Annotated in this window: 11 protein-coding genes; 9 read left to right on the forward strand and 2 right to left on the reverse strand. The window is 70.2% G+C overall.

The window, feature by feature from the left end:
* The first annotated feature begins 199 nt into the window (after positions 1-199).
* The 7 genes from ACQP2X_RS04025 (at position 200) to ACQP2X_RS04055 (ending at position 9151) form a co-directional block, all read left to right on the forward strand.
* Positions 200-1300 carry a sugar ABC transporter substrate-binding protein gene (locus tag ACQP2X_RS04025; RefSeq protein WP_498694396.1) on the forward strand — a complete coding sequence of 367 codons (1101 nt, stop codon included), beginning with the start codon at positions 200-202 and terminating at the stop codon, positions 1298-1300.
* A 162-nt stretch (positions 1301-1462) separates the two neighbouring features.
* Positions 1463-2278, forward strand: a complete 816-nt coding sequence (locus tag ACQP2X_RS04030) for an ATP-binding cassette domain-containing protein (protein WP_498694397.1) — start codon at positions 1463-1465, stop codon at positions 2276-2278.
* Positions 2275-3531, forward strand: a complete 1257-nt coding sequence (locus ACQP2X_RS04035; RefSeq protein ID WP_498694398.1) for a sugar ABC transporter permease — start codon at positions 2275-2277, stop codon at positions 3529-3531. Before ACQP2X_RS04030 ends, ACQP2X_RS04035 begins: the two co-directional genes overlap by 4 nt.
* A 34-nt stretch (positions 3532-3565) precedes the next feature.
* Positions 3566-4741, forward strand: a complete 1176-nt coding sequence (locus ACQP2X_RS04040; RefSeq protein WP_498694399.1) for an ROK family transcriptional regulator — start codon at positions 3566-3568, stop codon at positions 4739-4741.
* Between the two features lie 46 nt (positions 4742-4787).
* Positions 4788-5720, forward strand: coding sequence for a hypothetical protein (locus ACQP2X_RS04045; protein WP_498694401.1), 933 nt, complete (start codon positions 4788-4790; stop codon positions 5718-5720).
* Positions 5717-7426 carry a peptidase M16 family protein gene (locus ACQP2X_RS04050; protein ID WP_498694403.1) on the forward strand — a complete coding sequence of 570 codons (1710 nt, stop codon included), beginning with the start codon at positions 5717-5719 and terminating at the stop codon, positions 7424-7426. The genes ACQP2X_RS04045 and ACQP2X_RS04050 overlap by 4 nt, the downstream gene beginning before the upstream one ends.
* Before the next feature lie 126 nt (positions 7427-7552).
* The gene (locus ACQP2X_RS04055) at positions 7553-9151 is read left to right on the forward strand and encodes a molybdopterin-dependent oxidoreductase (RefSeq protein ID WP_498700797.1); all 1599 of its coding nucleotides are present in this window, start codon (positions 7553-7555) and stop codon (positions 9149-9151) included.
* Positions 9152-9331: 180 nt separating this feature from the next.
* On the opposite strand, the gene ACQP2X_RS04060 is transcribed toward ACQP2X_RS04055, so the two are convergent.
* Positions 9332-9721, reverse strand: a complete 390-nt coding sequence (locus tag ACQP2X_RS04060) for a WhiB family transcriptional regulator (protein WP_097322711.1) — start codon at positions 9719-9721, stop codon at positions 9332-9334.
* Between the two features lie 231 nt (positions 9722-9952).
* Between ACQP2X_RS04060 and ACQP2X_RS04065 the strand changes: the two genes are divergently transcribed.
* Positions 9953-10801, forward strand: a complete 849-nt coding sequence (locus ACQP2X_RS04065) for a response regulator transcription factor (protein WP_360245385.1) — start codon at positions 9953-9955, stop codon at positions 10799-10801.
* 22 nt (positions 10802-10823) lie between these two features.
* Here the strand turns inward: ACQP2X_RS04065 and ACQP2X_RS04070 are convergent, their stop codons facing one another.
* Complete coding sequence (locus ACQP2X_RS04070) at positions 10824-11231, reverse strand: DUF5319 domain-containing protein (RefSeq protein ID WP_498694405.1); 408 nt, start codon at positions 11229-11231, stop codon at positions 10824-10826.
* A gap of 115 nt (positions 11232-11346) precedes the next feature.
* Between ACQP2X_RS04070 and guaB the strand changes: the two genes are divergently transcribed.
* Positions 11347-12843, forward strand: coding sequence for an IMP dehydrogenase (gene guaB, locus ACQP2X_RS04075; RefSeq protein WP_498694406.1), 1497 nt, complete (start codon positions 11347-11349; stop codon positions 12841-12843).
* Positions 12844-12849: the final 6 nt, after the last annotated feature.

Here is a 12849-nt window from a genome sequence, read left to right on the forward strand (position 1 = left end):
CCGCCGTGTTGCCGGATTGTTATCCCCGGTTACGAGATCGGCTGGCGTCACCGCTTGTGCTACCGGTCGCAACGGGAATACGTTGCCGGACACAACAAACTAGATCCTGATCACACGGCGTCTCGGGGAGCGACACTCCCGACAGCGCAGAACATCGAATCCGATCGAAGGCCCGGATTTACCCGAAAGGACACAAGGAATGCGTAAGGGACTGTTCGCCCTTGCCGCGGTCGGCCTGCTGGCCACCGGCAGCGTCGCCGCGTGTGGCGACGACAGCAGCGATTCCGGCAGCAGCAGCGGCTCGAGCTCGACCGGCAAGGTCGGCGTCATCCTGCCCGACACCAAGAGCTCTCAGCGGTGGGGCACCGACGACCCGAAGTTCCTCAAGGCGGCCTTCGAGGCGGCCGGGGTACAGGTCGACATCCAGAACGCGCAGGGTGACAAGACCGCGTTCCAGACCATCGCCGACGGCATGATCTCCAGCGGCGTCAAGGTTCTGATGATCGTCAACCTCGACTCCGGCACCGGTAAGGCCGTCCTCGAGAAGGCCAAGAAGGCCGGTATCGCGACGATCGACTACGACCGCCTCACGCTGAGCGGCGGCGCGGACTACTACGTGTCGTTCGACAACGTGAAGGTCGGCGAGCTGCAGGGTCAGGGCCTGGTCGACTGCCTGACCGCCAAGAAGTACACCAAGCCGGTCGTCGCCGAGCTCAACGGCTCCCCGACCGACAACAACGCGACCCTGTTCGCCCAGGGTTACAACTCGGTCCTCGACCCGAAGTACGCCGACGGCACCTTCACCAAGGGCCCGAACCAGGACGTTCCGGACTGGGACAACGCGCAGGCCGGCACCATCTTCGAGCAGATGCTGACCTCGAACAAGAACATCAAGGGCGTTCTGGCGGCGAACGACGGTCTCGGCAACGCGGCCATCTCGGTGCTGAAGAAGAACAAGCTCAACGGCCAGGTCCCGGTCACCGGCCAGGACGCGACCGTCCAGGGTCTGCAGAACATCCTCGCCGGCGACCAGTGCATGACGGTCTACAAGGCGATCAAGAAGGAGGCCGACGCGGCCGCCGAGCTTGCGGTCTCGCTGGCCAAGGGTGAGAAGCCCACCACGGCCACCGGCACCACCAAGGACCCGGAGTCGGGCGCCTCGGTCCCCTCGGTGCTGCTGACCCCGACCTCCATCACCAAGGAGAACGTCAAGGACGTCATCGCCGACGGCTTCGTCACCAAGGACGCGGTCTGCACCGCCGACTTCGCGAAGGCCTGCACCGAAGCGGGCATCAGCTGATCTGAGCTGATATCGGGGCCTGCCCCGAAATCCTGACGACGGCGCCGTTCGCTTCCGATAAAGGAAGCGGACGGCGCCAGAGTCAGGTGCCCCCCACCCTGCCGCCCCGGGCGACCCCCGCCGTGGGCGGCAAAACCGGTCACTCAGCGAAGGAGAAACACCGTGGCCGCGACACCCCTCCTGGAGCTCAGCGGGATCAATAAAGGCTTTGGTCCCGTTCAGGTCCTGCACGACGTCGGACTGAGCGTCTACCCCGGCGAGGTCACCGCCCTCGTCGGTGACAACGGCGCCGGAAAGTCGACGCTCGTCAAGTGCATCAGTGGCATCTACCAGATCGACTCCGGCACGGTGACCTTCGAAGGTAACCAGGTCTCGATCAACGGACCGAGCGACGCCTCCGCTCTCGGCATCGAGGTCGTCTACCAGGACCTCGCGCTCTGCGACAACCTGGACGTCGTCCAGAACATGTTCCTCGGCCGGGAGAAGAAGCGGGGCATCGTCCTCGACGAGCCCACCATGGAGCAGATGGCCGGCGACGCGCTCGCCAGTCTGTCGGTGCGCACCCTGAAGTCGCTGCGACAGCTGGTCGCCAGCCTCTCCGGTGGGCAGCGGCAGACCGTGGCGATCGCCAAGGCCGTGCTCTGGAACTCCAAGGTCGTCATCCTGGACGAGCCCACCGCCGCCCTCGGCGTGGCGCAGACCGCCCAGGTGCTCGAGCTCGTGCGCCGCCTGGCCGACAACGGCCTCGGCGTCGTGCTGATCTCGCACAACATGAACGACGTGTTCGCGGTCTCCGACCGGATCGCGGCGCTCTACCTCGGCCGGATGGCCGCCCAGGTCAAGACCACCGACGTGACCCACTCCCAGGTCGTCGAACTGATCACTGCCGGTCGCAGTGGCAACATCGGCCTGCCTCCCGAGAAGCCCGCGGACTTCAACGGCGACGTCGTCGACATCACGCCGGGAGGCGACAAGTGAGCACCACCACGACCACCACGGCCGGCGGCGTCAAGGTCGTCAAGCCGACCGTCAACAGCTACATCCGCGATTACTGGGGCCGCATCCGCGGCGGTGACCTCGGCGCCCTCCCGGCCATCCTCGGCCTGATCGTGCTGAGCCTGATCTTCGGCATCTCGACCGACACGTTCTTCTCCGGCCTGAACTTCGCCAACCTGTTCAACCAGGGCGCGCAGGTCGTCTTCATCGCCATGGGCCTGGTCTTCGTCCTGCTTCTGGGCGAGATCGACCTCTCCGCCGGTTTCGCCTCCGGCGTGTGTGGCGCGGTCGTCGCGATCCTCCTGACCAACCACGGCTGGGAGTGGTACACGGCCATCCCGGCCGCGCTGGTCACCGGCATCGTCATCGGCCTCGTGCTCGGCTTCCTGGTCGCGAAGATCGGCATCCCGTCGTTCGTCGTCACCCTGGCCGCCTTCCTCGGCTTCCAGGGCCTGCTGCTCGTGCTGCTCGGTGGCGGCACGAACATCTCGACCCGCGACAACTTCTTCAACTCCCTCAACAACGACAACCTGTCCGTTGCCTGGAGCTGGATCCTCACCATCGTCGCCGTCGTCGGCTACGCCGCGGTGCAGTTCAACAACGTGCGCAGCCGGGCCAAGCGCGGCCTGGTCACCGACCCGATCGGCGTCGTGGCGCTGCGCGTCGGCGGCCTCGCCGTCCTGCTGATCGTCGCGACCGTCGTGCTCACCCAGGAGCGCGCGATCAACCCGGCGATCAACTCGCTCAAGGGCGTGCCGATCGTCGTCCCGATCATCGGTGTGTTCCTGGTCCTCTGGACGTTCGTCCTGGGCCGCACCGCCTACGGCCGGCACGTCTACGCGGTCGGCGGCAACACCGAGGCGGCCCGCCGGGCCGGCATCAAGGTCGACCGGATCCGCATCTCGGTCTTCGTCATCGGCTCGTTCATGGCCGCGATCGGCGGCATCATGGCCGTCAGCCGGGCCAGCTCGGTCGACCCGAACACCGGTGGCAGCAACATCCTGCTGTACTCGGTGGGCGCGGCCGTCATCGGCGGTACCAGCCTCTTCGGCGGTAAGGGCAAGGTCATCAACGCCGTCATCGGTGGCGCGGTGATCGCCGTGATCGACAACGGCATGGGCCTGCTCGGCTTCAGCTCCGGCACCAAGTACATCGTGACCGGTCTGATCCTGCTCGTCGCCGCCAGCGTCGACGCCCTCGCCCGGCGCAGAGCGGCCGCTACCGGCAACCGATGAGCCGGACCATCCTGGGTACGGGGACGGCGCGCTGATGCGGGCCGGCCCCAGCCAGGAGGAGGTGCGGCGGCACAACCTCGGGACCCTGTTGCGTTACGTGCACGTGCACGGCGCCACGTCCCGGGCGGAGCTGACCAGCCTGCTCGGTCTCAACCGCAGCACCATCGGGGCCCTGACCGCCGAGCTGACCACCGCAGGGCTGGTCAGCGAGGCGGCACCACGTGAGACCGGCCGGGCCGGGCGACCGTCGCTGGTCGTCCGGCCCGAGTCGTCGAAGGTCTACGCGTACGCCCTCAGCATCGAGGTGGACCGCCTGCGCGCGGCCCGGGTCGGTCTCGGCGGCCGCATCCTGGACCGCCGCGAGACCGCCCGCCCGCGCGGCATGCAGGTGCTCGACGCGGTACAGCCGCTCGCCGGTTTCGTCCACGACATGCGCAAGGACGTTCCCGACGACGCGCGCTACGTGGGCACCGGGGTCGCGGTGGCCGGCATGGTCCGCCGGGCCGACGGCGTGGTGCGCCTGGCGCCCACCATCGGCTGGGTCGAGGAGCCGGTCGGCGAGGCGCTCGGGGCCGAGCTCGGCGATGCCGGCAAGCTCACCGTCGGCAACCACGCCGACGTGTCGGCCCTGGTCGAGCACAGCCGCGGCGCCGCCGTCGGCTGCGACAACGTCATCTACCTCTACGGCGACGTCGGTGTCGGCGCCGGCATCATCGCCGACGGCCACCGGGTGGCCGGTCACGGCGGCTACGGCGGCGAGGTCGGCCACATGGTCGTCAACCCGTACGGGCGGGAGTGCAGCTGCGGCTCGCGCGGCTGCTGGGAGACCGAGATCGGCGAGTACGCCCTGCTCAAGCACGCCGGCCGGGGCGACCGGTCGGGGCGCGAGGCCGTGCTGGGCGTGGTCGACGCGGCCATGCGCGGCGACAGCCAGGCCCAGTTCGCCGTCCGCCAGGTGGGCGACTGGATCGGGTTCGGCGTCGGCAACCTGGTGAACATCTTCAACCCGGAGGCGGTGATCTTCGGCGGCACGCTGCGCGACGTCTACCTCGTCGCCGCCGCGCAGATCCGCAGCCGCCTCACCTCGATCGCCCTTCCCGCCTGCCGTGAGCACATCCGCCTGCGCACGCCCGAGCTGGGCGACGACGCGGGTCTGATCGGCGCCGCCGAGCTCGCCTTCGAACATCTGCTGAGCGATCCCGTCGGCTGAAGTGGCGGGCACATGGTGAAGATCAAAATCATCTATGCTGCCCGCCATGCCAGCCGAAGTGCTGTTCGATGTGGCCGATCACTACCCCGAGGCCCGCGTCGTCCGGACAGCGATGACCGCCCGCGACTGGACCGCTGTCCGCGCCGTCGCCGACCCGTTGACACCCACCGGCCGCTCGATGCTCCTGGGCGTCGTGGCCGAGGTCCCCGGCGCCGAGGAGACCCTGCGGAAGGTCCTGGCCGACGACCCGGACGACAACACGGCCGCCGCGGCCCTCGGCCGCCGCTGGACCAGCATCGGCTGGAAGATCCGGACCGCGGCCCGGGCCCAGAACGTGAGCGCCGCCCAGTTCGCCTCCTTCCACGAGCGGCTGCGGTGGGCCGAGGCGGTGCTGATCGACGGCGTCGCCCGTAACCCCGGCGACGCGGCACTGTGGACGGCCCGGTTGACCTCCGGGCGCGGTCTCGAGGTGGGCCTGGCCGAGATCCGCCGCCGCTACGACAAGGTCATCGCGCTCGACCCGCACCACCTGTCGGCGCAGAACGCCTTCCTCCAGTCGCTCTGCCCGAAGTGGAGCGGCAGCTGGGAGCTGCTGCACCCGTGGGCGCGGGAGGCGGTGCTGGCCGCGCCGGAGGGCTCGGCGCAGGGGCTCCTGGTCGTCGACGCGTACCTCGAGCACTGGATCGAGCTTCCGGAGGACGAGGGCCGGCGCTTCCTCGACGGCGAGCAGGTCCGGGCCGAGATCTACGAAGCGGCCGGGCGCAGCGTGCTCCATCCCGCCTTCGGCCGCGACTACGGCTGGGTGCAGGCGGCGAGCAGTTTCGCCCTCATCTTCAGCATGCTGGGCGACCGGGCGTCGACCGCCGCGATGTTCCGGATGCTCGGCGATCTCGCCGAGGAATATCCGTGGCACTACCTCGGCGATCCGGCCACCGAGATCCGCGCGCGCCGTGCCTGGGCCCTCGGAGGGGACCGATGATCAAGCAGCTGGACGTCGACGGCGTACCCACCCTGCTCGCGCCGACCACCGGGCCGGCGCACGCCGGACTGGCCTTCCGGGTCGGCTTCGCCGACGAGCCGCTGTACCGCCGCGGCATCACCCACCTGGTCGAGCATCTCGCCCTGTACTCGACCGGGGTCGCCGACTATCACTACAACGGCGCCACCGGCGTCGAGTACACGTTCTTCCACATGCAGGGCTCCGAGGAGGACCTGGCCGCCTTCCTCACCGGCGTGTGCTCCTCGCTGCGCGACCTGCCGATGCAGCGCCTGGCCGTCGAGAAGGACCTGCTCCAGGCCGAGGCAAACGGCCGCAACCAGGGCGCGGCCGACAGCATGTCGCTGTGGCGGCACGGCGCGCGCGACTTCGGCATGCCGAGCTATCCCGAGTGGGGCCTGCCCGCGATCACCGAGGACGACCTGCGGGCCTGGGTGGAGCGCTACTTCACCCGCGAGAACGCGGTGCTGTGGCTGGCCGGCGAGGGCGTGCCCGAGGGTCTGCGGCTCGACCTGCCCAGCGGTGCCCGCCAGCCGGTGCCGGCGCCGTCGTCGGCGCTGCCGGTCACGCCCGCCTACTTCACGGCCAACTCCGGCGTGCTGGTCTGGGACGCCGAGGTGGAGCGGGCCGCGCGCTCGTCGGTCTTCGCCGGCGTGCTGGAGCGGGCGATGCGGCGCGAGCTGCGGCAAGAGGCCGGGCTCTCGTACACGGCGCAGGCCAACTACGAGCCGCTGGGCGCGGACCGCGCGCTGGTCACGGCCGTGGCCGACTCGCTGCCGGACAAGCAGGGCGCGGTCCTCGGCGGCTTCGTCGACGTGCTGGCCGCGCTGCGCGTGGGCCGCGTCGACGAGGCGGACGTGACGGCCGTCGTGAAGCAGCGGACCGAGGCGCTGCGCCACGCCGAGGAGCAGGGCGCGCGGCTGCCCGGGCAGGCGCTCAACCTGCTGGCCGGGCGACCCGTGCAGGGCGCCGACGAGGCGATCGCCGAGATGCGCGCGGTCGGCCCGGCCGAGGTGGCCCAGGTGGCGGTCGCGGCCTCGGCCAACGGCCTGCTCATGGCCCCGCGCACGCGGGCCGACTGGGCGGGCTTCACGGCCGCGCCCAACAAGTCGGAGTCGGTGGTGCCGGGCACCGCGTACGCCTCCCTCGAGGGTCCCCACGAGACCCTGATCATCGGCCCGGAAGGCGTCAGCCTGGTGCGGGCGGACGAGCCGGCGACCGTACGCTTCGACGCCTGCGCGATCGTCCGGGCGTGGCCCGACGGCGCGCGGTATTTCATCGGCCACGACGGCATCGTGGTGGCGATCGAGCCCACCCTGTGGTCAGGAGTGCCGGGCGCGCTGCCCTGGCTCGACTCCCACATCCCGGCCGCGCTCCGCGTCGACCAGCCGCCGCGCGACCCGGCGCAGATCCCGCAGCCCGACATCTCCGGCTGGCCGGCCCCGCGGCAGTCCGGCCCGCTGACCCCCGGCGGACGGGTGGTCACCACCCTGGGCGCGGCCGGACTGGGCCTGGTGGCGCTGGTCATGGTCGTCGGCGCGCTCATCCTGGGCATCGGCATGACCGACGACAGCTTCACCCCGTCGGACCGGGTCGCGGTGTCGGTGGTCCTCGTCATCTGCCTGCTGATCGCGGCCGCCGCCGGGTTCGGCGTCCACCGTCTGCTCCGCCGGCTCTACCGGGGCTGAGATTACGAGGTCCTTACGTCGTCGTGGCGGGCGCCGCCGGAGGAGCAGGATGGAGAGGTGAATCTTTCTGTGCGCTCCGGGCTCTCCGGTGTGGCGGCGGCCGCGGTGGCGGTGGGTGCGGCCGAGGTGGTCGCGGTTCTGACCGGGCCGCTGTCGGCGCCTCTGCTCGCGGTGGGCGGCGTGGTCGTGGACAACGTGCCGGCGCCGGTCAAGGACTTCGGGGTACGGGTCTTCGGGGTGCACGACAAGACGGCGCTGATCGTGGGGACGGCCGTCCTGCTGGCGATCTACGCGTACGGGCTCGGGCTGCTGGCGGCCCGGCGCTGGTGGGCCGGGGTCGCGGGGGTCGGGCTGTTCGCGGCGATCGGGGTGGCGGCCGCGATGACGCGGCACGACGCGGGGGTGTTCGCCTGGCTGCCGACGGTGGCGGGGGCGGCGCTGGCCGTGTGGACCCTGCGCAAGTTGCTGGAGCTGGCGGGCGCGCCGTCGGTGGCCATGGCCGGCAGCGCGCGGCCGGTGGTCGCGACGCCGGTGGCTGTGGGGTCGAGCGCAAGCAGGCAGGACAGCCCGCAGCGCGCGGACGGCCCGGACCACGACGGACCCGAGTCCGTCGGGCCCGGTGCTTCTGACGACGCGTACTTCAAAGGCCCGGAGAGACTCACCGAGAGTGAGAGACGGCGGTTTTTGAAGACCTTGGGGCTGGCGGCGGGATTCGCGGTCGTCAGTGGGGTGGCCGGGCGGCTGCTGACCGGGCGGCAGGCGGTCCGTGAGGCCCGCAGTGAGCTGGTGCTGCCGCAGCCGAGGCAGGCGCCGCCGACGGTGCCGGCGGGTGTGCAGGTGCCTGGCGTGACGCCCTATGTGTCGAAAAACGCGGACTTCTATCGCATCGATACGGCGCTCTATCCGCCGCAGGTCGATCCGTCCACGTGGCAGCTGCGGATTCACGGGATGGTGCGAAATCCGATCACGCTGACCTGGGAACAGCTGCTCCAGCGGCCGATGATCGAGCGTTACGTGACGCTCGCGTGCGTGTCCAACGAGGTCGGCGGTGACCTGATCGGTAACGCGCTGTGGCTGGGCACGCCGATCAAGGAGCTGCTGGACGAGGCCGATCCGCTGCCCGGCGCCGATCAGGTGGTGCAGCGCTCGGTCGACGGGTGGACCTGCGGCACGCCGACGGCCGTGCTGCGGGACGGGCGGGACGCGCTGCTCACGATCGGGATGAACGGGGAGCCGCTGCCGGTCGATCACGGATTCCCGGTGCGCATGGTCGTGCCGGGCCTCTACGGCTACGTGAGCGCCTGCAAGTGGATCACCGAGATCGAACTGAGCCGGTTCGAGGACTTCGACGCCTACTGGGTGCCGCGCGGATGGTCGGCGCAGGGGCCGATCAAGACGGAGTCGCGGATCGACACGCCGCGGGACGGGGCCAAGCGTGAGGCGGGCCCGGTCGTGATCGGCGGGGTGGCGTGGGCCCAGCACACCGGCATCGCGAAGGTCGAGGTGCAGGTCGACGACGAGCCGTGGGCGGAGGCGACCCTCGCGGCGACGGTCTCGGTGGACACGTGGCGGCAGTGGAGTTACACGTGGCAGGCGACCGCGGGAGAGCATCGGCTGCGGGTGCGGGCCACCGATCGCAACGGGCAGACCCAGACGAGCACACCGGCGCCGCCGGCTCCGGACGGCGCCACCGGCTGGCATGCGATCAAAGTCAAAATCGGCTGACGAGAACGCGCGCGTGCCACTTCGTTGAAGGCCGCACTACCGGTCCGTCTTGAAAGCGCAAGTCGCTCATACGGTGGCTTGCATGTCCACCGAAGCGGTTGTTGAAGAACCGTCTAACAACCCGACCCGGCCCCCGGAGGGGGACCGGATCGTCATGATCATGCCGGGTGTGGCCCAGCGTCAGGCAGCCGGCGCCTGCCGCTGTGCCGGAACCGCCGACTTGTGGGGCCGGCCGAGGCGGGCCTCGAGACGAGCAAGGTCGACGCGTCCGTGATGACGGTCGGCGAGGTCCTCCCAGCCGACAGCGAGCAGCCGCAGCCGCTCCGCTTCGCTGAAACCTCCCCAGACCCCGTACGGCTCACGTACCGCGAGGGCGTGGGCGGCGCACTCGGCCCGGACCGGGCACGCGCCGCACATGGCCTTGGCCTTGGCCTCCCGGCGGTTGCGGGACGAACCGCGCTCACCGTCCGGGTGGAAGAACTGTGCACTGTCCCGGCCCCGGCACAGCCCCAGTCTCTGCCAATCCCAGAGATCGGCGATGGGCCCGGGCAGTCTGCGAACGTTCGACATGAAAAACCCTCCTCCCGCGTGGCCACGCGGAGTGTGGTCATGAGGGCCCTTGCTCAGGCCTGCCGCGGTGGTACCCCGGTGATCCCTGACTCACACGCACCATGTCGATGTCTTCTGAAGCCGCATGACATCGGTCGAGCAACTCATACCGATCTTTCCCATTTTTTCCATCTAAAGCGCGTAATGCTGCGGCCCTCGCGTGATCTCCTCTGAGAGAGAAGGAGGATCACTGTGCGTACCGTCCTCGTGTGCGTCCGTACCCCGCTGGCGGCCCAGACCGTCGCGTCCACCGCGGCCCGGCTCGGCATGACCGGCGTCGTCCGGACCGCGGTCAGCGAGACCGAGGCCATGATCCGCCTGGCTGAACGGCCGGCTGAAGTGGTCCTGGCTGACACCGCCGTGACCCGTCCCGACAGCGTCGGCTTCACCCGGCGTGTCCTCGCCCGTGCCCCGCAGGCACAGGTCGTCCTCTTCGGTGCCGAGGACCCGCGCGTCGCCGCCGCGGCCGTGGCCGCCGGCGCCCGCGGAGTCATCCGCGGCGTGGAGCACGACCTGGTCAGTGTGGTCGCCAAGGCGCTGCTGCTGCTCCTGCTCCCGGTCCGCCCCCAGGGCATGCCGATGAACGGGGCCAACGCCCAGCCGGCCACGGTCGCCGGCGGCGCTCGCAACAGCAACTCGACGGCGGCCCGGGCCGCCTATCAGAACGGTCTCAGCGTGGGCTCGCCCAACGCCGCGGCCGTGCCGGCCATGCTGCCGAACTCGCCGATGGTGCCGGCGCAGCGTGGTGATGCCCCGATCGATCCCGCGACCGGCCGGCCGATGGTGGCCTGGCCGGGCAACGAGACCCAGGTCGGCGTGGCCGACCCGGCGCCCGCCGGACGGCGGCTCACGCTCACCGAGCGCGAGTTGCAGGTGTTGCGGGGGATGGCCGACGGCAAGAGCAACGCCGAGATCGGGCGCGAGCTCTTCGTCTCGGAGGACACCGTCAAGACCCACGCGCGGCGCCTCTTCCGCAAATTGGGGGCTCGCGACAGAGCCCACGCGGTGGCCGCCGGCTTCCGGGCCGGATTAGTCGCTTAAGCCAGACATAGGAGGGGGATCGCTACCGCGATTCCCCTCCTTCGTCTGTGCCCTCCGTCAAGGTGTCGTGTACGCCGTCGGCGTAACCGCGGGCGTACTCCCACGTGACGTAATGGTCCGGGTCCGGGTCGTAGGCCGGCTCGTGCACACGCGGCCGCCCGCTGGTCAGCAGATGCCGCAGGTTGCCGCGCAGCAGATCCCAGTCGAAGTAGTGCGGCTCGTGGCAGTCCTCACACTCGATGACCAGCCCACGCACGCCGGTCGGACTCAGCAGCGCCTGGTAGATCTCCAGGTCGGAGAGGTCCTCGAGCACGTCCTGCCGTTCGGCCTCGGACAGCGGCTCGGGCTCGGCGTCCTCGGTGAGGTCGTCGAGCTCGGCGGCCGGGTCGGTGGGGTCGCCGTTGAACGGGTCGATCGGCTCTTCTTGCACCCCCTTACCGTACTCACCCTTCCGCGATGTGTGCTGGCCCGCACGGGCGGTCCGTCCGCCCGGGTGTCCCGAGGCGGATAGGTACGATGAACCATCCGTCCTCTTGCAGTTAGGGATGCTTTCCGTGGAGACAGATTCCGCTCGTACGGTTCCGCTCGGTCTGACTTTCGACGACGTGCTGCTCCAGCCCGGTGAGTCGGACATCGTGCCCAGCCGGGTGAACACGAGGACGCGCCTGACTCGGAACGTCGAGTTGACCATCCCGCTGCTCTCGGCCGCGATGGACACCGTCACCGAGGCGCGCATGGCCATCGCGATGGCCCGCCAGGGCGGCATCGGCGTGCTGCACCGCAACCTCTCCGCCGAGGACCAGGCGGCCCAGGTCGACCTGGTCAAGCGGTCCGAGTCCGGCATGATCACCAACCCGGTCACCTGCAGCCCGGACGACACGCTGCGCGAGGTCGACCAGCTCTGTGGCCGCTACCGCATCTCCGGCGTGCCGGTGACCGACGCCGACGGCACCCTGGTCGGCATCGTGACCAACCGCGACATGCGCTTCGTGACCGACTCCGACGCCAAGGTCCGCGACGTCATGACCAAGATGCCGCTGATCACCGCGCCGGTCGGGGTGAGCAAGGACGACGCGCTCGGCCTGCTCCAGCAGCACAAGATCGAGAAGCTTCCGCTGGTCGACGACAGCGGCCGCCTGCGCGGGCTGATCACGGTCAAGGACTTCACCAAGAGCGAGCAGTTCCCCGACGCGACCAAGGACGCACAGGGCCGGCTGCGGGTCGCCGCGGCCGTCGGTGTCGGCGACGACTCCTACAAGCGGGCGCGCGGCCTGATCGACGCCGGCGTCGACGTGATCATCGTGGACACCTCGCACGGTCACCAGCGCCAGGTGCTCGACATGATCGCCCGGCTCAAGCGCGACACCGCCACCGACATCGTCGGCGGCAACGTGGCCACCTTCGCCGGCGCCAAGGCGATGGTCGAGGCCGGCGCCGACGCGGTCAAGGTCGGCGTGGGCCCGGGCGCCATCTGCACCACGCGCATCGTCGCGGGTGTCGGCGTCCCGCAGATCACCGCGGTGATGGAGGCGGCGCGGGCATGTCACCCGGCCGGCGTCCCGGTGATCGCCGACGGCGGCATCCAGTACAGCGGCGACATCGCCAAGGCGATCGTGGCCGGTGCCGACACGGTCATGCTGGGTGGCCTGCTGGCCGGCTCCGAGGAGAGCCCGGGCGACCTCATCTTCGTGAACGGCAAGCAGTACAAGTCGTACCGGGGGATGGGCTCGCTGGGCGCCATGCAGTCGCGGGGGCAGGCGAAGTCGTACTCGAAGGACCGCTATTTCCAGCACGACGTGCCGGAGGAGAAGCTGGTTCCCGAGGGCGTCGAGGGCCAGGTGCCCTATCGTGGTCCTCTGTCGCGGGTCGTGGGTCAGCTCGTCGGCGGCGTCCGCCTGGCCATGGGCTACGCGGGTGCCGAGACGATTCCTGACCTTCAGGAGCGCGGCCAGCTCATCCGGATCACCGCGGCGGGCCTCAAGGAGAGCCACCCGCACGACATCCAGATGACGGTAGAGGCACCCAACTACCACTCCCGCTAAAGGAAG

The organism is Actinoplanes sp. CA-131856 (genome assembly GCF_050956135.1).
Taxonomy (GTDB): Bacteria; Actinomycetota; Actinomycetes; order Mycobacteriales; family Micromonosporaceae; genus Actinoplanes.